Annotated in this window: 19 protein-coding genes, 1 tRNA gene and 1 pseudogene; 13 read left to right on the top strand and 8 right to left on the bottom strand. The window is 49.2% G+C overall.

What is annotated here, in order from left to right; genetic code table 11:
* Positions 1-94: 94 nt before the first annotated feature.
* The 5 genes and pseudogenes from JW881_05570 to JW881_05550 form a co-directional block, all read right to left on the bottom strand.
* Positions 95-2,500, bottom strand: a complete 2,406-nt coding sequence (locus tag JW881_05570) for an AAA family ATPase (GenBank protein ID MBN1696959.1) — start codon at positions 2,498-2,500, stop codon at positions 95-97.
* A gap of 10 nt (positions 2,501-2,510) precedes the next feature.
* Positions 2,511-3,482, bottom strand: coding sequence for an electron transfer flavoprotein subunit alpha/FixB family protein (locus tag JW881_05565; protein ID MBN1696958.1), 972 nt, complete (start codon positions 3,480-3,482; stop codon positions 2,511-2,513).
* Between the two features lie 51 nt (positions 3,483-3,533).
* A pseudogene (locus JW881_05560) lies at positions 3,534-3,698 on the bottom strand (4Fe-4S binding protein).
* Positions 3,695-4,510, bottom strand: coding sequence for an electron transfer flavoprotein subunit beta/FixA family protein (locus JW881_05555; protein ID MBN1696957.1), 816 nt, complete (start codon positions 4,508-4,510; stop codon positions 3,695-3,697). The pseudogene JW881_05560 and the gene JW881_05555 overlap by 4 nt, the downstream one beginning before the upstream one ends.
* A 4-nt stretch (positions 4,511-4,514) precedes the next feature.
* Positions 4,515-5,675 (bottom strand): acyl-CoA dehydrogenase family protein, encoded by a 1,161-nt coding sequence (locus JW881_05550; protein ID MBN1696956.1) that lies wholly within the window; start codon positions 5,673-5,675, stop codon positions 4,515-4,517.
* A 146-nt stretch (positions 5,676-5,821) separates the two neighbouring features.
* Here JW881_05550 and JW881_05545 point away from each other — a divergent pair, with 146 nt between their 5' ends.
* The 3 genes from JW881_05545 (at position 5,822) to JW881_05535 (ending at position 7,568) form a co-directional block, all read left to right on the top strand.
* Positions 5,822-6,583, top strand: coding sequence for a Nif3-like dinuclear metal center hexameric protein (locus JW881_05545; protein ID MBN1696955.1), 762 nt, complete (start codon positions 5,822-5,824; stop codon positions 6,581-6,583).
* A 146-nt stretch (positions 6,584-6,729) separates the two neighbouring features.
* The gene (locus tag JW881_05540; GenBank protein MBN1696954.1) at positions 6,730-7,302 is read left to right on the top strand and encodes a signal peptidase II; all 573 of its coding nucleotides are present in this window, start codon (positions 6,730-6,732) and stop codon (positions 7,300-7,302) included.
* Complete coding sequence (locus JW881_05535; GenBank protein MBN1696953.1) at positions 7,299-7,568, top strand: leader peptide processing enzyme; 270 nt, start codon at positions 7,299-7,301, stop codon at positions 7,566-7,568. The genes JW881_05540 and JW881_05535 overlap by 4 nt, the downstream gene beginning before the upstream one ends.
* A 23-nt stretch (positions 7,569-7,591) precedes the next feature.
* Here JW881_05535 and JW881_05530 read toward each other — a convergent pair whose 3' ends face one another.
* Positions 7,592-9,208 carry a hypothetical protein gene (locus JW881_05530; GenBank protein ID MBN1696952.1) on the bottom strand — a complete coding sequence of 539 codons (1,617 nt, stop codon included), beginning with the start codon at positions 9,206-9,208 and terminating at the stop codon, positions 7,592-7,594.
* 26 nt (positions 9,209-9,234) lie between these two features.
* Positions 9,235-9,308: transfer RNA gene (locus JW881_05525), tRNA-Ala, on the bottom strand.
* Between the two features lie 225 nt (positions 9,309-9,533).
* Between JW881_05525 and JW881_05520 the strand changes: the two genes are divergently transcribed.
* The 6 genes from JW881_05520 (at position 9,534) to JW881_05495 (ending at position 17,477) form a co-directional block, all read left to right on the top strand.
* Positions 9,534-10,889, top strand: a complete 1,356-nt coding sequence (locus JW881_05520) for an MATE family efflux transporter (GenBank protein MBN1696951.1) — start codon at positions 9,534-9,536, stop codon at positions 10,887-10,889.
* 121 nt (positions 10,890-11,010) lie between these two features.
* A complete protein-coding gene (locus JW881_05515) occupies positions 11,011-11,445 on the top strand; it encodes a MarR family transcriptional regulator (protein MBN1696950.1) in 435 nt (144 codons plus the stop codon).
* A gap of 24 nt (positions 11,446-11,469) precedes the next feature.
* Positions 11,470-12,912 (top strand): TolC family protein, encoded by a 1,443-nt coding sequence (locus JW881_05510; protein ID MBN1696949.1) that lies wholly within the window; start codon positions 11,470-11,472, stop codon positions 12,910-12,912.
* Positions 12,913-12,927: 15 nt separating this feature from the next.
* The gene (locus JW881_05505) at positions 12,928-14,658 is read left to right on the top strand and encodes an ABC transporter ATP-binding protein (GenBank protein ID MBN1696948.1); all 1,731 of its coding nucleotides are present in this window, start codon (positions 12,928-12,930) and stop codon (positions 14,656-14,658) included.
* An 83-nt stretch (positions 14,659-14,741) separates the two neighbouring features.
* The gene (locus tag JW881_05500) at positions 14,742-16,565 is read left to right on the top strand and encodes an ABC transporter ATP-binding protein (protein MBN1696947.1); all 1,824 of its coding nucleotides are present in this window, start codon (positions 14,742-14,744) and stop codon (positions 16,563-16,565) included.
* A 21-nt stretch (positions 16,566-16,586) separates the two neighbouring features.
* Positions 16,587-17,477, top strand: coding sequence for an HlyD family secretion protein (locus tag JW881_05495; protein ID MBN1696946.1), 891 nt, complete (start codon positions 16,587-16,589; stop codon positions 17,475-17,477).
* Between the two features lie 107 nt (positions 17,478-17,584).
* Here the strand turns inward: JW881_05495 and JW881_05490 are convergent, their stop codons facing one another.
* On the bottom strand, positions 17,585-18,001 hold the full coding sequence (locus tag JW881_05490) for a YjbQ family protein (protein ID MBN1696945.1): 417 nt from the start codon (positions 17,999-18,001) through the stop codon (positions 17,585-17,587).
* Between the two features lie 294 nt (positions 18,002-18,295).
* Here JW881_05490 and JW881_05485 point away from each other — a divergent pair, with 294 nt between their 5' ends.
* The 4 genes from JW881_05485 (at position 18,296) to proC (ending at position 23,598) form a co-directional block, all read left to right on the top strand.
* Entirely contained in the window at positions 18,296-19,258 is a 963-nt protein-coding gene (locus tag JW881_05485; GenBank protein ID MBN1696944.1) for a MoxR family ATPase, read from the top strand.
* Positions 19,251-20,480, top strand: a complete 1,230-nt coding sequence (locus JW881_05480) for a DUF58 domain-containing protein (protein ID MBN1696943.1) — start codon at positions 19,251-19,253, stop codon at positions 20,478-20,480. Before JW881_05485 ends, JW881_05480 begins: the two co-directional genes overlap by 8 nt.
* Positions 20,473-22,719 (top strand): hypothetical protein, encoded by a 2,247-nt coding sequence (locus tag JW881_05475; GenBank protein ID MBN1696942.1) that lies wholly within the window; start codon positions 20,473-20,475, stop codon positions 22,717-22,719. The genes JW881_05480 and JW881_05475 overlap by 8 nt, the downstream gene beginning before the upstream one ends.
* A gap of 90 nt (positions 22,720-22,809) precedes the next feature.
* Positions 22,810-23,598, top strand: a complete 789-nt coding sequence (gene proC / locus JW881_05470) for a pyrroline-5-carboxylate reductase (GenBank protein MBN1696941.1) — start codon at positions 22,810-22,812, stop codon at positions 23,596-23,598.
* Positions 23,599-23,741: the final 143 nt, after the last annotated feature.

The raw sequence follows: 23,741 nt of genomic DNA, 5'->3' as shown, positions 1-23,741 counted from the left end.
GTCCCGTAACGGGTAATTTAAACTATACCGGTATTTAAAAAAAAGTCAAGAGTAAGACGGTGATAGGTCGTTCGTCCGGTCGTTTGCGAATGCACTATCCGCTGTATTCCTTGACCCGTTTGGCAAGTTCTCTGAGTCTGTCTTCGACAAGCCTGTTAAGGGAGCCTTCGGGGTATTTTTTCGAATCGTCCCGCTCGCCGGCATCCATGCCGGTCAGGATTTGGATGCCCTCGTCAATGGTCCGGATCGCGTAGATATGAAAGCGACCTCCCTTTATCTCTTTTTTGACGTCTTCCGAAAGGATGAGATTCTTGATATTCTGAACGGGGATGATGACCCCCTGGTTTCCCGTAAACCTCCGCTGCTTGCAGACATTGAAGAATCCTTCCACTTTTTCCGTTACCCCCCCGATGGGCTGGATTTCTCCCATCTGGTTGACGCTTCCGGTCACGGCGATATCCTGCCTGAGTCCGACATTGGAGATGGCGGACAACAGGGCGTACACTTCCGCTGACGATGCCGAATCGCCGTCGATATTCGTGTAGGATTGTTCGAAACAGATACTGGCCGTTACGGAAAGCGGGAAATCCCGTGTATAGCGGCTTCGGAGGAGGCCTTCGAGAATCAGAATGCCTTTGTCGTGAAACTCCCCGGAAAGGCCGGATTCCCGTTCGATGTTGATAATGCCGGAATCGCCGGGAGAAATTCTCGCGGTGATAAGCGTGGGTTTACCGAACGAATAATATCCCCTGTCATAGATACTCAGGCCGTTCACCTTTCCCACTGCCGTTCCGTCCACAGAGAGAATGATATCCCCATTGACGATAAGTTCCCGGATTTTTTCTTCCGGCAGATTGAAAAGGTAGTTTCTTTCTCTGATCGCCCGCTTTACGGCGTCTTCGTCGATGTATTTTTTTTTCATCTTTCCCGCCCAGTAATCCGATTCCTTGATAATGTCGGAAATCATCGAAAACCTTGTTGAAAAACAGTCCTTTCGCTCCGCGATCCGTATGCCGTATTCGATCACCCTCACGATCCCGTCCGGACGAATCGGCTTGAGATTGTGTTCCTCCGCGATACGGACAATAAAGGAAACATAACTCCGAAGGTTGCCGGGGGTTCTGTCGATCACCGAATCGAATTCCGCGTTTACTTTGAAGAGCTTCTGGAAGTCTTCATCCATTGAATAGAGGATATCGTAGAGATGGGGATTGCCGATAATGATGACCTTCACATCGACATCGCAGGCTTCCGGCTTGATTTTCGACCCCGGTATAAGCACGGAGCCCTCGATCTGCTGTATATCGACCTTGCCGGTCATAAGCGCGTTTTTAAGGCTGAACCAGCAGAAATCGTCCCGCAGGACATCGTCCGCATTGAGGACGAGGAAACCGCCGTTTGCGTGAATGAGGGAGCCGGCCCTGATCATCAGAAAATTGGTTTTTACCTCACCTCCCAGTTCGACCCTGGATTCTATCGAACCAAAGAGGTTGGTGTAGGTGGGGTGCTGTTCGAATATGATGGGCACAGATGTACTGTCGGCATTATCAACAACGATATTCACCCCGTAGCGGACCAGGGCGGATCTTCCTTCCCTGTTTTTTTCAAGTGACCCCAGAGTGAATAAAAAGATGTTCTCGGAAATATCCTCGCACAGATCCTCGAGGTATTCCTTGATTTTCTCACCTGAATATTTGCCCGTCAGATGTTCGATTTCAGTTTCGATAAGGGGCCGTGTCTCCCGTATACCGAGATCGCGGATTTTTTCATCGGTTTCGGCCCTGGATGCCCTGAGTACCTTGAATATTTTTTTCATTTCGTCCATGTATTCGAAATATTTCTGCCTGGTTTTATTCCAGTACGAGCTGTCGATCTCGCCCGACTGGACGAGTGATTGCAATTCGTCGAAATCCACGGCACGGCCCTGATACAGGGGAACGATATCGGTGACCTGTTCGTCTCCCTCCCCGATCTGTACGATCTGAAACCCTTCCCTTGAAAGATGGGATTCGAACTCGGTGAGTTTCCTGTTTTCGTTCTGCTCCAATACCTTGACGATTTTGTCTTTTTTTGTTTGAAACATCCTGCTTTCGAGGCGCAATTTTATTGCCGATTTGAGATGTTCGATAAGCTGATGCATGTCCTTTTTAAAGGCCTTTCCCTCTCCTCTGGAAAAGTAAAGCACACGCGGCCTGTCCGGTCTCCGGAAATTATAGACATAGCCGATATCCCGGAGGTTTTTTTTGCTCGACCTGACGTTTTTGAGAATTTTTCTGATTGCGGTTCGCTTTCCCGTGCCCGAAAGTCCCGTGACGAAGATATTATATCCTTTCGCCTGAATTTCCGTTCCCATTTTCAACGCTTTCAGAGCGCGGGGCTGACCGATGATCTCGAACTCCTCCGATGTCTCGAGGCATGATTCGATATCCTCGATGGAAATATCCAGAGAAAGCTCTTCCACGGAGAGTGTTTCAGGCGAACCATGTTTTTTTTGTTTCAAAAAAGACCCTCTATGAACTCTTTATTTGTCTGATGAATTCGGGGATGACCTCAAAGAGATTCCCGACAATGCCATAGTGTGCCACGTCAAAAATCGGAGCACGGGGATCCGAGTTGATTGCCACAATGATATCCGATCCTTTCATGCCCGCCAGGTGCTGTATGGCCCCAGAAATACCGCATGCGATATATACCGTGGGATTCACCGTTTTTCCGGTCTGTCCTACCTGATGCGAGTACGGAATCCAGTCCGCGTCCACCGCGGCACGGGAAGCACCGACGGCGCCGCCCAGCGCCTTTGCGAGCTCTTCGATCAATGCGAAATTCTTGGGGTCCCTGACGCCCCTTCCCCCGGAAACGATGATGTCGGCTTCGGAAAGATTGACGGTATCCGTCTCCTCTTCGACGAACTCGAGCACTTCTATCTGGGCTTCGGGAATCGGGATATGATTCATTTCCGTGATCTTCCCTTCGTATCCGTCGATCAGCGCGGCCGGTTTCATCACCTTGTGACGGACCGTCGCCATCTGCGGCCGGTGGTTTTTGCAGAGAATCGTTGCCATGATATTGCCCCCGAAAGCCGGTCGTGTCTGTTTCAGGAGGTTTTCAGCCGTATCCATGGCCAGCTCCGTACAATCGGCGGTTAGTCCGGTAAGCAGCTTTGCCGCGACTTTTGGCAGCAGCGACCTGCCGATGACCGTTCCGCCGCCCAAAAATATTTCCGGTTTTGTTTCGATGATGATATCCGAAACCAGTGACGCCTGGATATCTTCGGCAAAGTCGCCGATCCGGGGGTTGTCGATCATAAAGACTTCATCCACCCCGTATGAAATGATCTCTTCGGCAAGCGGTTTTACCTTGTGCCCGACCAAAATCGCGCTGATGGGGACGTTTCTGCTTTCTTTGAGATTTCGCGCCACACCGATTATTTCGGGAACCACGGAGGAGAGTTTCCCGTGCCTGTGCTCCGCGTACAGGCAGATGCCGGAATAATCTTCCGTTTTCTGACCGACAAATGTCCGTCTCGTAATGACGATCGCATTGAATTTTTTACAGGCATCGATACAGGCCCCGCAGAGTGTGCATTTCTCGTTGATCACCGCTTTCTTGTCGATGAGGGCGATCGCCGCATAGGGACACACCTTGATGCACAGCCCGCAGCCGACACATTTTTCAGTAATCACCTTGATTCCGCTCATGAGGCGTCCTCCTTCTTCGTTCCCATAGGAAGTCCCGCCGCGTGCAGATGATCGATAAGCTGTTTGACCATATCGCCGGGCTCTCCCTGAAATATTTTTCCTCCACTCGGTTTTGGCGGGGTAAAGATTTTTATCACCTGGGTGGGAGAGCCGGTCAGGCCGATACGTTCCATATCGACATCGAGGTCGTCTTTCGTCCAGACCGCGACCTCTTCCTTTTTCGCACGCATTTTCCCTTTCAGCGAGGGAAGCCGCGGTTCGTTGATTTCCTTGACAACGGTGAGAATCACGGGAAGTTTCGTTTTCAACCGCAGGTAACCGTTTTCGAGCAGCCGTTCTACAACGATATAACCGGATGAGTCTATCGCTTCGATTTTTCTCACATCCGTGATATGCGGAAGCGAAAGGTTTTCGGCTACCCCCGGACCGACCTGTCCGGTATCGCCGTCGATCGCCTGTTTGCCCATGAGAATGATATCCGCGCCGTCCAGTGCGTTGATTCCCGCCGCAAGGGTATAGGCCGTTGCCAGGGTATCCGACCCTGCAAAAGCCCTGTCGGAAAGGAGGTACGCATTATCGATTCCAAGGCTGATCGCCTCCTTCAGTGAGATCGATACCTGCGGTGGGCCCATTGATAAGGCGATCACTTCTCCCCCGTACTTTTCCTTGATACGGAGGCCTTCTTCGAGGGCATACATATCGAACGGATTGATGATAGATTCGACCCCTTCACGGATGAGGGTATTTGTTTCGGGATTGATCTTGACGTTCGTCGTATCCGGTACCTGTTTTATGCATACTATCACCTTCACCTGTTCAATCCTTTCCCCGTGCGCTTTCCTTGATAAGCTGAAGTGCGATAACTTCCCGCTGAATCTGGTTGGTCCCCTCGTAGATCTGGGTTATCTTCGCGTCGCGCATCATCTTTTCCACCGGGTACTCTTTCATGTACCCGTAGCCGCCGAAGACTTGCACCGCGTCCGTTGTGACCTTCATTGCGGTATCCGAAGCAAAGAGTTTCGCCATGGACGATATCTTCGAGACGTTTTTGACACCCGAGTCGATGGTCTTTGCGGCCTGGAGAGTGAGCGCCCGTGCCGCCTCGACTTCCGTCGCCATGTCCGCGAGGAGAAACTGTATCCCCTGGAATGAGGAAACGGGTTGTCCTTTCTGGTGCCGTTCGCGGGAATAGGCGACCGCCTTTTCCAGGGCGCCTGCGGCAATACCGACCGCCTGTGAGGCGACTCCCGGTCTCGATTGGTCGAAGGTCTTCATCGCGATAAGAAAACCCTGGCCTTCCCTTCCCAGAAGATTTTCCTTCGGGACCTTGCAGTCCTGAAAAATAAGTTCCCGGGTCGCCGAAGCGCGGATTCCCATCTTGTTTTCCTTTTTCCCGAACTCGAATCCGGGCGTTCCCTTTTCGACCAGGATGGCCGAAGAGCCGCGCGCTCCGCGTGAGGGATCGGTGATCACGATGACCGTATTGATAAATGCTTCACCCCCATTGGTAATCCACTGCTTGGTGCCATTAATTATATAATTGTCGCCGTCGAGCTCGGCGCGCGTTTTGATCGCGGCCGCATCGCTTCCCGCATCCGGTTCGGTGAGGGCGAACGCGGCAAGAATTTCTCCCGTTGCAAGCCGCGGCAGGTATTTTTTCTTCTGTTCCTCATTCCCGAAAAGGATGATGGGAATCGTGCCCAAAGCGGATGCGGCGTAGGAGAGTGAAATACCGCCGCATGCCTTTGAAAGTTCCTCGACAACAAGACACATTTCAAAGACACCGCCGCCCAGGCCGCCGTATTCTTCAGGTATGAAGACGCCGAAGAGATCGGACTGGCCCATGATTTTGACAATGTCCCAGGGGAATATCCCCGCCTCATCGTATTCCAATGCAACAGGCTCTATTTTTTCTTTGGCGATTTTTGCAGCAAGATCTTTGATCATCTGCTGTTCTTCTGTTAGAAAGTAGTTCAACGTAGGTCCTCCATAAAAAAGATCTATCCCTGATTTTTTTCTTTTTGATACGTACAAGGATGTCATGTATATTAGTAGTTGTTTCCTTTCATTGTCAAGGGGTGAAAAAGACTTGATCAAAGCGGTGAAAAGGCTATAATGATGGCATGACAGCGGGTGAATTCGATGCCGTCATGCATGAACTCCTTCAGATTGATCTTGTCAGGGGAACGGACGCTTCTCTCAATGGATTACAGGTCGGAAGGAAGGAAAAGGAGATTCAAAAGGTCGCGTTCGCCGTGGATGCATCGCTTCAAAGTTTCGAACAGGCCGCGCGGGAGGACGCGGACCTCATCTTTGTCCATCACGGACTGCTCTGGAGCAAACAAGAACGGATCGTCGGGAATTTGTACAAACGTCTTGCTTTTCTCGCCGGCCGCGATCTTTGTCTCTATGCGGTCCATCTTCCCCTCGATATGCATCCCGAACTCGGGAACAACATCGGAATCGCAAAGCGACTCGGCCTTGCTTCACCGGAACCCTTTGGGTCGTACAAGGGTGTGAAAATCGGTTTTAAGGGGCGATTCGAAACACGAAAAACAATCGATGAGATCACGGACCTTCTTTTGAGTAAAAAGGAAAACCGGCCGTTTGTCCTTCCTTTCGGACCGGAAAAAATAGAGACGGTCGGTATCGTGTCCGGCGGTGATCCGAAGTCGGCACTGCAGGCGATCGAGGAAGAACTCGATCTCTTCATTACCGGTGACGCTTCTCATGAGATCTATCACGAGTGCCTCGAAGCGGGACTCAACGTCATCTTTGCGGGGCATTATCTTACCGAAGTGTGGGGTGTCAAACAGGTCGCGGAGTATCTGAAAAAAAACACGGATCTCGAAACGCTTGTCCTCGATATCCCCACCGGTTTGTAAACCGGAGGTCTTGAATATCCCCGCATTATCGAATACTATTTGACTACCGGGCTTATGTGGTTATTTTCTATGAAATGCGTCCCGGTTCTCGTGCCGGGCTTGCCGTATGGGCACGTTATCAATGTAATATAGAGGAGAGAACATTCGTGAGCGACGAAACGAATCGGAACACAACAGGAAAAGATTTCCTCATCACAAGGGTCGTCCCGTTCAGCCTTTCTGCGGGAATACTCCTCATCGATCAGATCGTGAAGCTGCTGATTGTCATCAACCTTCCCCTTCGCGCATCGATAAATATTCTGGGAGATTTTCTCAAGTTAACCCATGTGCGGAACAAGGCGATTGCGTTCGGTATCGGTGGAAACCTGCCGGGAGGGCTAAAAGAGGTGCTTTTTTTCGTGCTGCCCCTGCTGGTAATCGTGTTTCTGGTAATTTTTATTCTCCGTTCCAACGATCTCAAACCCCTTCAGCGATGGACGCTTTGTGCCATCGTTGGCGGCGGACTCGGCAATATCATGGACAGAATTATCCGGCCTGAGGGGGTCGTGGATTTTATCGATATGGATTTCTTCGATATAACGATAAAAGGGATCATCGATATAAAACGATGGCCGACCTACAACCTTGCCGATGCCACCATTGTCGTGGGTATCTGTATCCTCGTCGTCTCGATGATTATTGAAGAGATCCGTGCAAAAAAAGAAAGGAATGAAAAATGAATAAAATTGTCAATACGATTCTTTTTATTTTCGTTGCAACGATAGTGAATATCATTATCATGATCGCCCTCTTTCTGATCCCTTACATTCTGCTTGCTTTGATTTTGCGTGAAAATATGGAACACATCCTTATCGTACTCTGGGTGGTTCTTCCCCTTTTTGCGATGGGCGGCGGGCTTTTTATCTATTCGAAAATCATGAATTATATATCCGCAAAAATCGATATGCAGAAGTACTTTCATCCGATTATAAAACCAAAGAAATAGCAGCCCGAAACGGAGCGTTTCACTCAATACCCGTCGGAACGTGATATGTTGATATCCTTTTTATAGAGGTCGTTGTATACGAATCCTCTGTTCCGCAATTTGTCCTTGATTTCCTGGGGGAATGGAATCAGCCGCCAGAATATTCCCCGTACTTCCCGGTCGAGTTTTTGGGTTCCCTCGCATTCCTTTGTAATCCAGAGGATATAATCGTTGATAAAGTATTCCTTTACATCGCCGCGGAGTTTCCGGCTTTCAAACCACCGATAATAGTGACCCGTGATTCCTTCCTCCATCCAGTAGTGCAGCGCCTTTTCCTTGGCGACCTGCCACCTGAGATCGGCCAGCGCGGAAATAACGGCGAGCCTGAGATTTTTCGTGAACAGCGGAACAGCTATTCTTCCCCTGCCTGTCGCCCTGTTTTTCCGTTCGAAGGGTTCCCAGCATATTCCCCGTTCGCCGTAATTGGGGAGAATGATGAGGTGGGGAACGATCCGTGTCGTCCGGTTTTTATAGGTCCTGAGAAAGAGACCGGGATCGAGTTCCTCGACCCTCGCCATCTGGTTTATGATATTCTCCCTGGTCCCGAGTTCACGGAAATTGGGCCTGAAATAGTGCTTGATAAGAATCGGGAAGTGATTTCCTTTTCTTCCCACGCAAAGCTTGTTCATCTGCCGTATGGTGGTAAACTCCGAGATTACCGTCTGCGTATCCGCAGCCGTCCCGGAGATTCCTTCGGTTTTTTTATCGAGGGTTTCGATGTTTTGATCGATGCTTCGGAGAATGTGACAGCACCGGACGATTTCACGGTCCAGTAAGCCCAATTTTTTCAAAATATCGGAGACGGAACTCAGCGCCCTTTTCTGCTCGGGCGAGTATTCGATCTCGAGTCCGTCGAACTCAAAGGCATTGTCATGATTCCGGATGACCTTTATCATCTCGATCAACTGTATTTCATAATCGTCCCGTTGCGCGATTTTGTTTTTTAGCAGGAGAATTTCCGAATCACGCTGGCCTTTTGCCTGATCGATTTTATCGAGCATTTTTTGTCCTTCGTCTTTTTTCACCCGTTTCAATTCATCGGTTGCCGATATGCCGACCTCGCCCGCCGCGATCTTTATCATCCATTCATCGAGGTAATGAACGGGTTCATCTGTTCTGTTTTCCAGAATGATGCGGCTAATAATGGAAAGCTGTTCGGATGAAAGGAGGGTGGGGGAAAGCAGGCCGTAACGGAGAAGGCATTTTTTGTACAGAGAGGTAGTGGCGGTGACCTTCGAAGCGACTGCGGCGGCAAGATTCCAGTACGCTGAAATAAGCCGCCCCCGGAACATCGATTTGTCCTGCGGGTCTCCGGCGTTAAGGAATTTTGAAAGCAACTCATGAACGCGGGCAGCCGCGTCGCCTTCCCCCGCAATCACCTTTTTGTAATAATCCTTTTCCCTGAAAAATGATTTGGGAGATTCTTCCGTTTCAATGATTTTTTTAAATTGTGCGGGAGGCATCCCGACGGCCTCGCCGGTATCCCCTGCGTTCCTTGTACCGATGATGTCGTCCAAAGATGGGGATCCGCCCCTGCCTTCATCCTGTGAAATCAGTTCCGCGATGGCCGGGTCAAGTTCGCCTTTAAATTTATCTGTCACGCTTCATCAATCGTTTAAAAAGAATATGGAGGCGACGGGAATTGAACCCACGACCTCGTGAATGCCATTCACGCGCTCTAGCCAACTGAGCTACGCCCCCATGATATGTTTCCGGGTATTATGTCATGGTATCGGGTTATATGTCAAGTGTAAAAGACGGATACATCGACATCGCCGTCGTGAGACCTGGTTTTTTTATTTGACGCAGCGGTATTATTTGAATAAAATACCACTCCGATCACAATCGTGATTGTCATCGTCAATCACTCGCCGCGCGTATGGCCCGTGAATGATCGGAACCGGCCATGAGAAAAAGGAAAAACATATGGTTGGAAAGATCGATTTGAACCGGGTATTCGTAAAAAAACTCATATCGCTCGCTGTCCCGCTTTTTCTTCAGTCTGTGGCGATGTCGCTACTGAGTTTTATCGATGTGATCATGGTCGGCCAGCTCGGGGATACGGTTGTCGCCGGCGTGGGGATCGGTAACCAGATCAATTTCATACGTATTATTCTGACCTTTGGAACGGCGTTGGGAGTGGGGGTTTTTATCGCCCAGTACTGGGGGGCAAAGGACATCGGCCGTCTGCACCGCTTTCAGGGAATCGGACTGGCGCTTTCGCTTTTAATCGGTATCGTGTTCTCTCTATTTTCAATTTTTTTCCCCCGCCTCATCATCTCCCTCTATTCGGACGATCCGGGAGCGATAATGGTCGGTTCCGGGTATATCCGGATACTCGGAATATCGTTTATCATCAACAGCGTTGCCATAATCTTTTCCCAGGTTCTTCGCAGTACTGAAAATGTCAAAATACCGCTTTTTTCCAGTGTATTGGGATTCGGACTTAATACCCTTCTCAACTATCTTTTGATTTTCGGAAATTTCGGTTTTCCCCGGTTGGGGTATCAAGGGGCCGCAATCGCCACCGTCATATCGAGATTCGTCGAAGCGGGATTTTTGCTTGTCGTCACCTATGTGAAACGGCTTCCGACCGCCTCGTCATTAAGGCAGCTTATCGATTGGGACCTCCGGTCTGTCGTACGGTTTTTCAGGATAGGAGGGCCGATAATCCTGCATAACGGATTCTGGATCATCGGTGTCAATATCTATACAATGGTGTACGGCAAGGTCAGTACCGAAGCCCTTGCCGCATTTTATATCTGTAAATCATTTGAAAGCGTCTCCAACATGCTTTTTTCCGCCTTCGGAAACTCGAGCGGTATCATGCTGGGAAACCGGCTCGGTGCGGGCGAATTCGAAACCGCCCGCACGTACGCCTACAATTTCTTTTTTCTCGAATTTCTGGTCGCCGCTTTCTTTGCAGCGGTCTTTATCCTGGGCAGGCCGGTCTTTGTCATGATGTACAATCTTTCCGACACATCGGTTTATTATCTCTCGGTAATTCTCGTCATTTTCGGCCTGTTCACTTTCCCGAAGGCGGGCAATATCGTCCTGAACATGGGAATTCTCAGAAGCGGCGGTGACACGACCTTTGCCATGTTCCTCGATCTGGGGGCGGTCTGGCTTTACGGGGTCCCCATGGCCTTTATCGGGGCTTTTGTGCTGAAGCTTCCCGTTTATATCGTTATCGGACTGGTAAGCCTGGAAGAGGTGATCAAGTTCACTGTCGGCTATCTCCGCTTTAAAAGCGGCCGCTGGCTGAGAAACCTGACGGAGTAACCGGTATACTCGAAGAAATTCGCCGGAAAAAACCGGAAAATCGGCATTGATCATTGCCATTAACACGCTTTTTATCTATATTATTTCGGATACGAAATATTCGATACGGAAATAAAAGGATATGGGAAACGAGATTCTATTAATCGAGTTATTGAATAACATAAGGAAGAGGTTGTTGAAACGATTGTCTCCGCTTAAGAAGGAAGGTCCATTGTCGTTCGCGGAAATACTTGTTCTCCACAAGCTGTACCATAGGAAAAAGTGCAGGGTAACCGATCTCGCCCGGGAATTCGGTATACCGCCCAGTACCCTTACCGGGATGCTTGACCGGCTGGTGATACAGGGGTTTATCGAACGCGGCATGGACCCGAATGACCGCAGGGGTGTTATTTTAACCGTTACTGAGGCTACCGTAAAATTAGTGCGGGAAAGGATTGCCGCCGTCACGGAATCATTAAGAGGGATATTTCTGTCCTTGCCGCCCGAAAGACAGGAGCGATTGATAATCGAGTTACAATATGTTCTGGAGTGTCTGGAGCGTGAAGAAAAAAAATGATTATTTATACAACAAGGAGTGGATATGACGATAGCAGAAATCCATCTCAGATGGTCTGTAACGAGAATGAACGTGAGAAAATATTTCTTCCCGGCCAATATAGTTCTCCTTACGCTTTGCTTTACGCTGCCGCTTTGGTCCGAGGCGCCTGTTTTTTCAGTGGAAGATGCAGTCAAGGCGGCGATGGAAACAAATCCGGGTATCGAAAGCGCGCACTGTGAGTGGCTGTCGGCATCGGCGAAAGCGGAAGCGGCGCAATGGCGCCGGTTTCCTTCCCTTTCCGTTTCTGCCGGTTATCAGCGATTAAGCGAGTTGCCTCCGGCTTCCATGGAGATCGACAATCCTTTCGGCCCCGGTACCGTTTCCTTCGACTATCCGCCGTCATTGATAAATATGTATTCGTTCGATGTCAATCTTCAGTATCCCGTTTTTTCGGGTTTCCGAATACGGGAAGCCGCGGCGATTGCGTCGCTTCAGGCCGATGGTAAATTGGTCACTCTGGAGATGGTAAAATTGTCCTTGATTTTTGAAGTCCGCCGTGCATATTGGGAAGCGGTTCGCGCTTCCAATAATGTCGAGACATTGAAAAAAAACCTCGAGCTTGTACGGACGAACCGCGAGCTCGTCGACAAGCTGGCCGCTCAAGGCTCTGCGACGCGTGCCGACCAGCTAACGGCCGCAATGCGCTATAACCAGGCGGAAATCGATCTCGGAGACGCACTCTCGATGCAAATGCGCGCTTACATGGTGCTTGCGTCGCTTACCGGTGACATTGAAAAAACCGGCCATGTTGCCGCCGATCCTTCGGAATCCGGATTGCCCTATATACTCTCATCACGACCCGGTGAAGAAAACGGCACCCGCTTCGATGAAAACCTCGATGAGATGCGGCTGATTCAAACAGCCCTCGAACGGCGTCCCGAAACCCGCCTTTCCTCCATTGCAGTAAAAACAGCGGAGCACGGCACAAAACTCGCACAGGCCCCGTTGTATCCGGCGCTTGCGCTTAACGGAAATTATACGCTGGCGAACCCGAACCAGAGGGTTTTTCCTCAAAAAGATGCATTTACCGGAACATGGACCGTCGGTGTAAATATTGGTTATGATCTCGGCGGGTTGGCGGCGACAATCAATGAAAGCGTTTCACAGAAACAGGCGATCGGGAAAGCCCGTGCGGATGCCGAAAAACAGCGGAATATAGTTATCCTTGATGTTCGAACCTGTCTATTGAATCTCGTTCGAACCCGTAAAGATCTCGGCCTGACAAAGGGCATGATCGGGCAGGCGGAAGAAAACCTCCGTGTCGTTCAACAGAAGTTCGATATCGGTGTGGTAAAAAGCCCGGATCTGCTTGCAGCGCAGCTCGATCTGTTACGGACAGAGTTCGCAATTATAAACAGGGAGATCGATGTAAAAATAGCGAATGCCGATTTGTCGCGGGCATTGGCCCTTGACGAGATTCGGTAAGGGGAGACCGGATTTATGCTGCGATTGTTGAAATTCCTGAAGCCTTATACCATCCCTGTCTGTGCGGTTGTTATCCTGATTTTTTTTCAATGCATGGCCGAATTGTACCTCCCGAACCTTATGTCGGATATCGTCAATACGGGTATTACGAAAGGCGATACCGATTTTATAATACGAACCGGCGGATTAATGCTGCTTGTCACCCTGGTCGGTTCTTTTTGTGCGATGTTGGCTGCGTATCTGGCTTCTCATTCCGCCATGGGGTTGGGCGAGATTTTACGCGGCAGGATTTTTACCCATGTTTCGGGCTTCTCTCTCAAGGAGTTTGATAAAATAGGGACTCCTTCCCTCATCACAAGGAACACGAACGATGTTACCCAGATCCAGATGGTGGTCATGATCATGCTGCAGATGATGATAAGGGCGCCGATCATGTGCATCGGCGGGATCATCATGGCTGTATCGAAAGACAGTGGATTGTCATGGGTTATCGCTGTTGTCATCCCGGTTCTCGCCGCGACCATTATTGTTGTGGCCATAAAAGGATTTCCCCTGTTTCAATCGATTCAGAAAAAAATCGACAAAATAAATCTCGTCCTCCGGGAAAGCCTTACCGGTATAAGGGTTATACGGGCTTTTAACCGGGATGAGGATGAGAGAAGACGCTTTAACGAAGCGAATCTCGATCTTACAAAGGTCTCCATAACGGTGAACAGGTTGATGGCTGCGATGATGCCGATTATGATGCTCGTTATGAATTTTACCACGATCGGTATAATATGGTTCGGCAGCATCCGGATCGACAGGGGAACCTCCAATATAGGAAATATGATGGCTTTTCTGCAATATGCATTACAGATTCTTTTTTCACTCCTTATGGCTTCGCTTATGTTCATCATGATTCCCCGCGCCCAGGCATCCGCGGAAAGAATCAATGAGGTACTGGACATGAAGCCGGAAATTAAAGATCCGGAAAAAAAGACAACGACCGCAAGTGATAAAAGGGGATGTATCGAGTTTCGTGATGTCGGTTTTACATATGAAGGCGCTCTGGAACAGGCAGTCAAAGGCATTACATTCTCCGCATCATCCGGTGAAGTCACCGCAATTATCGGAAGCACCGGTTCCGGTAAATCGACACTGATAAATCTTGTTCCCCGTTTCTATGATGTGAATACCGGATGCATTCTCATCGACGGTACGGATATACGCGACATGTCACAGGATTATTTACGGGCAAAAATCGGGCTTGTTCCGCAAACGAGCGTTCTTTTTTCCGGGACAATAGCGGAAAATATCCGGTACGGCAAAAAGGACGCAACGGAGGAGGAAATACGGAAAGCCGCCGACATCGCGCAGGCGACGGAGTTTATTTGCGGAATGAAAGACGGATTCGAATCGGTCATTGCACAGGGCGGTACCAATCTCTCCGGCGGCCAGAAACAACGGCTGGCAATCGCCCGCGCCCTTGTAAAACGGCCCGAGATATATATTTTCGATGACAGTTTTTCGGCACTTGATTTTAAAACAGACGCGAAACTGAGGGCCGCCCTTAAAAAGGAAATAACATCCTCTACGGTTCTCATTGTCGGTCAAAGGGTAGCTACAATCATGGATTCGGACAGGATTATTGTCCTGGACGAAGGCAGGATAGCCGGAATGGGAAGGCACAGGGAATTGTATGAAACATGCAATGTCTACCGGGAGATCGTACTGTCGCAGCTTTCCGAAGAGGAAATCGCATGAGTGACGGTCGCACCATAAACAAGAATACCACTCCGCCCCCCGGCCCCCCGGGAGGCATTGGACGTCCGCGGTTCGGTCCGGGAATGATGGGGAGGGGGCCTGTCGAAAAGCCGAAGGATTTCAAGGGAACATTGAAAAGGCTGATGGTTTATCTGAAACCGCACGCGTTACAGCTTTCAATTGTATTGATATTCGCCGTATTGAGTACCGTCTTTGCTATCGTGGGTCCCAAAATTATGGGCAAGGCAACGACAAAGCTTTTTGAAGGAATCATGGCAAAATATATGTCGATATATCTGAAGAAACCTGTTCCATCGATCGATTTCATGTTTATCGGGAGAATTATACTGTTTTTGATATTCCTTTATTGTATGAGTGCGCTGTTCAGTTTTATTCAGCAATATCAGATGGCCGGTATTTCCCAGAAAACGGTGTTTGATATGCGTAGAGACATCAATCATAAACTCGCACGACTTCCCCTCAGGTTTTTCGATTCACGGACTCATGGTGAAATAATGAGCCGGGTAACGAATGACATTGATACGATAAGCTCGTCACTCCAGCAGAGTCTTACCCAGCTGATCACTTCCGTTTGTACGATAATCGGCGTTTTAATTATGATGCTTACGATTAGCCCGTGGCTGACCCTTATCACGATGATAACCCTGCCGCTTTCGTTTTTTGGAACGGCGAATATAGCGAAGGTCTCGCAAAAAAGTTTTGCGGCACAGCAAAAGGAATTGGGCGCGCTTAACGGCCATGTGGAGGAAATGTATACGGGCCATATCATTGTCAGGGCATTCGGGCATGAGCGGGAATCGATTGCCCGGTTCGATACGATAAACAAGCGACTCTATAAAGCGAGTTGGAGGGCACAGTTTGTTTCCGGAATTATTATGCCGATGATGAACTTCATCAACAATATCGGGTATGTCCTGATTTGTGTTATCGGAGGCATCATGGCCGCCAGAAAGGTGCTCGAGCTTGGCGACATTCAGGCTTTTATTCAATATTCAAGACAATTTACACAGCCGATTGCACAGACGGCAAATATCGCCAACATTCTCCAATCCACAATCGCCTCGGCGGAACGTGTTTTCGAAATTCTCGACGAACAGGAAGAACTTCCCGACAGTCCGGAGGCCGTTTCACTCGCCTCGCCCAGGGGTGAAGTGATATTCAGCCATGTACGGTTCGGGTACCGGGACGACGAAGTCCTCATGGAAGACATGAACATTAATGTCACGCCGGGAATGACCATCGCGATAGTCGGACCGACAGGGGCGGGAAAAACGACGCTCGTCAATCTCCTGATGCGTTTTTACGATATTGCCGGCGGTACAATCACCATTGACGGGGTGGATATACGAGATTTCAGGCGCGGAGCCCTGCGGACAATGTTCGGCATGGTTCTTCAGGACACATGGCTGTTCAACGGAACGATTATGGAAAATATAGCCTATGGACGCGAAGGCGCCGCGGAGAAAGACGTTTTTCAGGCCGCTAAAGCGGCCCAAGCGGATCATTTTATAAGGGCGTTGCCGAACGGTTATGATTTCCGCCTGAAGGAGGAAGCCTCGAATATTTCACAGGGTGAGAAACAGCTGTTGACCATAGCACGGGCCATTCTGGCGAAACCGGCAATACTTATCCTCGATGAAGCGACCAGCAGTGTCGATACAAGGACCGAGGTCGCTATCCAGCGTGCAATGAAAAAACTCATGAAAGGGAGAACAAGTTTTGTCATTGCGCACCGGCTTTCTACGATCCGTGATGCGAAGTTGATCCTGGTCATGAACGCCGGAAGCATCATAGAAATGGGAAATCACGAGGAATTGCTGGCGAAAAACGGTTTCTATGCAGAGTTGTATAACAGCCAGTTTACCGGTGCACACATATATACTTAACTGTAAAGGGGAAGATGACACATGAAAGACAAGGATCGGAAAAGACCGTTTTTTATCGGTCTGGCGGTATTGCTTATCCTCGTTGCCGTGGGCATATTGTTCGGCTATATCTGGATTGTCGAGACTATTAATTATGCCAGTACCGACGATGCCGCGATTGACGGCGACCATGTGAATATAAGTGCGAAGATGCCGGGACGGATAAAAAGCCTGCTTCTTTCGGAAGGAGATACGGTCGAAAAAGGGCAGTTGTTGGTACTTCTGGATGATGCGGATTTACGCGCACAGGAGAAACAGGCGGAGGCTTCTTTAGAATATTCAAAACAGAACCTGCTTCTGGCAAAAGTAGGTCTCGATAATGCAGGGGATGATTTCGATCGTATAAAGGTGCTGTTTGCCTCCGGGGCGGCAACAAAAGAACAAAATGACCACGCAGCCAAAGCTTTCGATATGGCACGGGCGCAATATGCAATTGCTGAGGCACAAATTAATACCGCCAAAGCCCAGTTGGGAATTATTCAGACCCAATTGCTGAATACACGGATTACCTCTCCGATGTCTGGGGTTATCGCGAAACAGACGTCAATGCCCGGGGATGTGGTCCAGTCCGGTCAGACTATCTTTTCGATAAATAATCTCTCCGATCTATGGGTTATTGCAAACTTCGAAGAAACGAAAATCAGAAAGATCCATGTGGATGCATGGGTTGAGATTTCAATCGACGCGTACCCGGAACTTCACTGCACGGGCCGGGTCGCACGTATAAGCGCCGGTATTGTTCCCCCGCCGTTTTCTATCGGGGAGTTTACGAAAACGACGCAGCGTATTCCGGTTAAAATCGTATTCGACCGTATACCGGAAACCCGATTTCTCCTGCCGGGGATGTCCGTGGAGGTAAAGGTCAAGATATAAGAGAAAAGTTTTCAAAAACCACGAAGCGGGTTTCGAGAGCCGCTTTTGATTTGTGTTTCACATTGCCGTTATCCCCGGTCTGACAAAGCATATGATACATTGACTTCTTATTCACCGATTATCTTTACCAGTACCCTTTTCCTTCTCTTTCCGTCGAACTCCCCGTAGAAGATCTGTTCCCACGGTCCGAAATCGAGTTCGCCGCCGGTTACAGCGACAACGACCTCCCGCCCCATGATCGTCCGTTTCAGGTGGGCGTCCGCGTTGTCTTCATACCCGTTATGACGGTATCGTGAATACGGTTTTTCCGGCGCGAGTCCTTCGAGCCATGTTTCGAAATCGGCATGCAGCCCGGCTTCGTCGTCATTGATAAAGACGCTTGCCGTGATGTGCATCGCATTGCATAGTAACAGCCCTTCCTTTATACCGCTTTCAGTAAGGCAGTTTTTTACCATCGGGGTGATATTGATAAGTTCCCTTCGTTTTTTTGCCTCAAACCATAATTCCCTGCGAAAGCTTTTCATAACAACCTCCTTCTTTGTCGTTTCATTTTACCCCCGGATGTCAATTATGACAATTGTTTTTGTTTATCACGCATATGTCTTTCACAGAGTATACAAAGATCATAATGAGTAACGGCAAATGATACGGAATACCGTCGGGATTGAATTACCGGATCATTCATTGGTTCCGATAATCCCTGTTCTGATTTTCTTCGTGAGCTTTGATGCACTCGACCGAGGATCTTTTCTCCCGTATCATTTATTTTTTTTCTTTATCCCTTGCATTTTGACATGCGGTAACCTAAAATTTGATTCATGGATGAAGAACTCATTGCCAAAAAGGCGGAAATCGTCAACAAAATAATCGAAAATATCAGCAAGGTCTTCGTGGGAAAAGAGTACCAGATCAGGATCCTGCTGATCGGTTTCATTTCAGGCCTCCACGTGTTGATTGAGGATATTCCCGGTGTGGGTAAAACGACCCTCGCCCGGTGCCTTGCTGCCAGTGTCGGGCTTGATTTCGGTCGTATCCAGTTCACGCCCGACCTTCTCCCCGGAGATATTGTCGGGATGTCGGTATGGAGTAATGAAAAAAGAGAGTTTGTTTTCAAGGAAGGAGCGGTCATGCACCAGTTTATCCTTGCCGACGAACTCAACCGTGCTTCACCCCGTACGCAGTCGAGTCTCCTCGAGGCCATGCAGGAGGAAAGCGTCACGGTCGACGGGGTGACCTACAAACTCAAGGAGCCTTTCTTTGTCGTCGCGACCCAGAACCCGGTGACGTTTGTCGGATCGTTTCTTCTTCCCGAAGCGCAGGTCGACCGGTTCGGTATTTCGTTTTCCATCGGGTACCTGGATGAAGACAACGAAGTGATGATGCTCAACAGGTTTCAGGAAGCAAATCCGCTTCTCGGCTTGAAGACGGTCTCGACGCCTGAAGAAATAATCGACATCCGTAAAATCATACGTAATATCCGTGTTGACGACGCCATCAAACATTTCATCGTCCAGATAGCCTCGGAATCGAGAAAAAGCAAGAATATAAAATTGGGACTCAGTCCCCGCGCATCCCAACACCTTCTTCTCGCTTCCCAGGCGGAGGCGTTCATGAAAAAACGCGGGTATGTGATACCGGAAGACGTGCTTAAAATGGCGCAGCCGGTTCTTGCCCACAGGCTGGTCCTCTCCGCCGAGGCCAAGATCGAGAGTAAAACGGCGGACATGATTGTGACCAGAATCAAGCAAAGCGTGGAGATACCGACGGGAATCAATGAATAAGAGTTATCCGCTCCGGCTTCGGGCATTATCCATCTACCTTTTTGCGACGTTTATCGCGTTTCTGGCGGGTACGTACTTCGATCCGTTTTTGTATATGCTCTTTGTCACCCTCTCACTCTTTCCGGTTTTTTCCTTTATAATCCTTGTTCTTGCCTACAGCTTTCTTAAATATGTACAGAAATTCAGTACGGAACACCCCGTCAAGGGAGAGACGGTTAACTATACTGTCTCTTTTACCAATGAGTTCATCGTACCGTTCCCGTGTGTCAACATCAAGTTCAAGACGATCACCCCCCTCATGGACGTGAATCTTCCCGATTTTAAGTTTTATCTGAAATCGGGAGGGATGTTCAGCCGGACCTTCGATATCGATTGTCCGTTCAGGGGTATTTATACGGTCGGTCTCAAGGAGGTCGTCGTCGAGGATATCCTTCATTTCTTCAGGTTCCGCATGAAGGTCTGGCATAAAACCTTTTATGTCTACCCGCGGGTGCTGCACCTGGAGCGGTTTAAACCGGGACTCGAAGATATCGAAGGCGGCGATAAGGGGCTTCCCTTCGGCGGAGAACCCGATTACGCGATGTTCGACCAGTTGAAGGAATACAGGTCGGGTGAACCAATCAAGCATATCTACTGGAAGAAATTCGCGATTATCGGCAAGCCGTTTATCAAGCAGTTTGAAACATCTCCCCAGCCCGCGGTGAGGATCTTTTTCGATCTTATAAGGCCGGTCAATCAAAAGATAAATGAACTCGAAGTCGAGGATACATCGGTCGAAATTCTTGTTGCCCTGGTTAAATTTTTCCTCGATAAAGCGATTAAAACCTCGATTATCGCTCCCGGGAGGGAATTTTATAATTTCGAGGGAAAGGATGGGGCGGATTTCGGACAGTTTTATGAATCGACGACCGGTCTCATTTTTCAGGATACGATCCCGCTCGCCCGGCTTTATAAAATTCAGGAGCAGGAACAGAAGATAGATTCGAACTCGATATTTTTTATCACCCATAATCTCGATCTCGATCTTTTTAATCTGATAGAGGCTTCGCTTGGCACCGGGATAATATTTACCGTCGTATTTAATCAATCGGGGTTTATTCCGGAGCAAAAAGAAAAAAATATGGATTTCTTTTATTCCCTGAAAAACAGGGGCGCCAGGATTATTGTCGTCAACAGTTCAAAGACAATTATCGAAGATCTCGAGATGGAGTATCATGGCTGAAGAAACGACCGCTGGATCAGGATCGAAACTCACCCCACTCAACGTAGTGAAAAACCTTGCGGCAAAGGTGATCGTCGCATATCTTTTCGCGCTCGCCATTCCCATCGCCGCCCGGCTTATCCTTCAGTCACATCTGTCGATTCCGTTTATCGTTATTCTGGTCATGGTAAAACCGACCCTGATTCTTGTCGCGGAATTGGCTACACCCCGTATAAAACGGGCTTGTATTGTTCTTTCGGGCATTTTCTCCGTTGTTTTTGCACTGCTTTTGACTGTCGGCATTCTTATCACCCCGGCAAACTCCTACCGGCGGCTTTTTCAAATCATGCAAACCAATTTCATGAATCCTGGACGGGTTGTCAACATTTTCATACTCTTTATTGCCTTTTTTTCCACGACATTTGCCTGTACCGTCATTACCCATGATTTCGGCGGCGCGGTTTTAGGTATGTTTTTGATCATCAGCGCGCTTGCCGCCCTTGTTTTCCAGATGGATATCATCTATGGTATTTTTCTAGCGATCCTTTTTTTCGTCTTCATTTATAACGCACGCAAATATCTCAATCAGGGAAGCAGGGTGAGAAGCATCGTTTTTTCGTGCCTTGTCGTCACCCTCTGTTTTCTCATCGGCTATGGATTGCAGAATGTAGTGAAAGTGCGGGAAAGCGATGCGATCGACGAAATTTCCACGACACTGCGCGGTACGGTTTCGACTTTTTTCCCGCAGATACCCCTCATTTATGAAATTCCGGAGTTCGGATTTTCTTTTGAAGACGAGTACAAACGGGCACTCGGCGCGACACCCATCCTCTCCTCGATTCCCCTTTTCGAGGTCGAGGGAAATCCCGGCGATACCGCGATATACTTGAGAACCCGTATTCATTCTACATTTACGAATGATGAATGGCAGACACCGGCATATACGGATTATCACCTCGAATCACAGAAGTACGGGAGTTCCCCAAAAACGGGAGAAGGGGAGAACGATTCCCCGATCCAATACGAGGTATCCAAAGATAAAAAAAAGGAAGGGGAGATCAGGGTTACCGTACTGGGCGAATATTATGCCTTTCTCCCGCACACACTCGACACCGTCTTTTTCCGGTTCAAGCGTGTAAAACCGATGATCGTCTTCGGCGATTACGATACGGGATTTTATCTCGACGATCACGACAAACTGATTTCAAACGATACGGTCTATCTCCGGAGGGGGAAACGGCCGCGTGAAGATCGTATTGATGCGGACACCTATCTCGATATCCCCTATTTCGTTTCGAATGATGTCCGCGCCCTGGCCGAAGCGTTAAAGGCGGAGGGCGACCCGCGGCTCTGTGTCCGGCGGATCAGGGAATATCTTTCACTCAACTGCATCTACAATCTCGAGACCGGAGAATCGGAGGCGCGGGTGACACTGATCGACGGATTTCTCTTCGAACGGAAGGGAGGATACAGTGTGCATTTTACCACCGCTTTTATCTTTCTCGCGCGGCTCAACGGTATCCCGGCAAGATACGCGACCGGTTTTCTTGCCATTCTGCCGCAGCCAAATGAAACCGGGGGGAGTGCGTTTGCAGGGTACGTGACGACAATAAACGGATACGCGGCCCATGTGTGGCCCGAAGTCTATTATAACGATACCGGCTGGACGATTGAGGAGGCAACACCGGCCGTCCTTCCGTTCAATTATCATAAAACGGAGTCTGGACTTGTCTTTGACAGACAGATAATGCTCAATCAGCAGACACAAAGGCAGCTTTCGTATATGATGGGACGGCCTATTGTCGAAGAAAAACTGCTTACGGAAAACTGGCTGTCCTTCAGTATCGATCCGGTGCTTATCCTGTACGGACTGGTCCCGATAATGCTCTTACTTCTCTTTATCCGGTATTTCTACATGTTCCGATATATGTTCATAAAAAACAGGAAGACACTCATCATGCTTTCTCGTAAAATCGTCAGGAAGCAGCAGAAAAAAGGAATCGATCTACCCGAGACGATCGGCTGGATCGAGTGGGGTGAGCGTATAAAGGAATCCGTACCAAAATACTCGAACTTCATCGACACGTATATACAAAACCTGAATCGGATATTCTACGGCGCATCCAAAGTCGTAAGGGATGACGTTAAAACAGCCTACAGATTTTTCCGGAAAGTAAAGGCGAAAAAACAAAAAAAAGAAAACCAGAAAAAATCACCAGCTGCTGAAAAAACCGCGCTCATCGGAAAAGCGGATAAATAACCGAAGGATGAAGTCGGTCCCATTTTGACATTATTCATCACACCGGTTATGATTGGTGCTTGAGAGAAACTATCTCATAAGGAGCGGAAGGTGAAAACAATAGGTATTATCGGTTTTGGAAACATGGGATCGGCCCTGGCAAAAGGTCTGTTGAATAAAAAAAGCGAGTATGAGGTTGTCGTGGCCGAAGCGAAGCGGGATCGAATCACAGAGGCAACGGAAAAGCATCACATCACCGTCGTCGATAAAAAGGAGTTGTTTGCGCGGGCGGATATCGCGGTGATAGCCGTGAAACCCCAGGAACTCACCCGGTTTTTCGGGGAAACGGGAAAATCGGCACAGAACGGCAAGATCATCAGCATCGTCGCGGGCAGGACCATCGATTTTTTCAAACAACACCTGTCGACCGATACGGTCTGCCGCTTTATGCCGAACCTCGCGGCCATGGAAGGGAAAGCCCTCGTGGGGATTGCCTTCGGCGACGGGGCGGACGAAGAGTTCAGGAAGGATTGTACTGCGATCGCGGGCGCCCTCGGCACCCCGTGCGAACTTCCGGAAAACCTCATGCCCGCCGTGACCGGGCTTTCGGGGTCGGGTATCGCTTATGTGTTCGCGTTCGTTCATGCGCTGGCCCTCGGCGGTGTCGCCTCCGGGATTCAATATCAGACCTCGATACAGATCGCCCTCAAAACAATCGAAGGGGCGTGCGCGGTCATGGAAAAAAGCGGCGAAAACCCGGTCGAACTGCTCAGCAGGGTCATCTCACCGGCCGGAACGACGATAGCCGGCATCCGGGCGCTCGAGGCAGGCGGATTTACCGCCGCCGTCATCGACGCGGTAGAAAGCTCGGCCTTTCGGGCTGCGGAACTCGAAGGGTGACGGCCGGGTCGGGAGGTGCCGATCCGCAAAATTATGGTCACTTCTAAAAACCTGCTTTGAGGGTTTTTAGAACCGCAAATTATTTCCTTAAGCCAACAAGGGCGCCTAAAGGGAAACTATCTTTTTATTTTACAGAGAATTAT

This window comes from Spirochaetales bacterium (genome assembly GCA_016930085.1).
GTDB lineage: Bacteria > Spirochaetota > Spirochaetia > SZUA-6 > JAFGRV01 > JAFGHO01.
This window is presented reverse-complemented; position numbering and strand designations above follow the sequence as displayed.

What these genes read in the sequence shown, in the direction of transcription:
- JW881_05545 (MBN1696955.1), top strand. Translation starts at nt 5,822, where the DNA reads ATGACAGCGGGTGAATTCGATGCCGTCATGCATGAACTCCTTCAGATT.
- JW881_05535 (MBN1696953.1), top strand. Translation starts at nt 7,299, where the DNA reads ATGAATAAAATTGTCAATACGATTCTTTTTATTTTCGTTGCAACGATA.
- JW881_05520 (MBN1696951.1), top strand. Translation starts at nt 9,534, where the DNA reads ATGGTTGGAAAGATCGATTTGAACCGGGTATTCGTAAAAAAACTCATA.
- JW881_05515 (MBN1696950.1), top strand. Translation starts at nt 11,011, where the DNA reads ATGGGAAACGAGATTCTATTAATCGAGTTATTGAATAACATAAGGAAG.
- JW881_05510 (MBN1696949.1), top strand. Translation starts at nt 11,470, where the DNA reads ATGACGATAGCAGAAATCCATCTCAGATGGTCTGTAACGAGAATGAAC.
- JW881_05505 (MBN1696948.1), top strand. Translation starts at nt 12,928, where the DNA reads ATGCTGCGATTGTTGAAATTCCTGAAGCCTTATACCATCCCTGTCTGT.
- JW881_05500 (MBN1696947.1), top strand. Translation starts at nt 14,742, where the DNA reads ATGATGGGGAGGGGGCCTGTCGAAAAGCCGAAGGATTTCAAGGGAACA.
- JW881_05495 (MBN1696946.1), top strand. Translation starts at nt 16,587, where the DNA reads ATGAAAGACAAGGATCGGAAAAGACCGTTTTTTATCGGTCTGGCGGTA.
- JW881_05490 (MBN1696945.1), bottom strand. Translation starts at nt 18,001, where the DNA reads ATGAAAAGCTTTCGCAGGGAATTATGGTTTGAGGCAAAAAAACGAAGG.
- JW881_05485 (MBN1696944.1), top strand. Translation starts at nt 18,296, where the DNA reads ATGGATGAAGAACTCATTGCCAAAAAGGCGGAAATCGTCAACAAAATA.
- JW881_05480 (MBN1696943.1), top strand. Translation starts at nt 19,251, where the DNA reads ATGAATAAGAGTTATCCGCTCCGGCTTCGGGCATTATCCATCTACCTT.
- JW881_05475 (MBN1696942.1), top strand. Translation starts at nt 20,473, where the DNA reads ATGGCTGAAGAAACGACCGCTGGATCAGGATCGAAACTCACCCCACTC.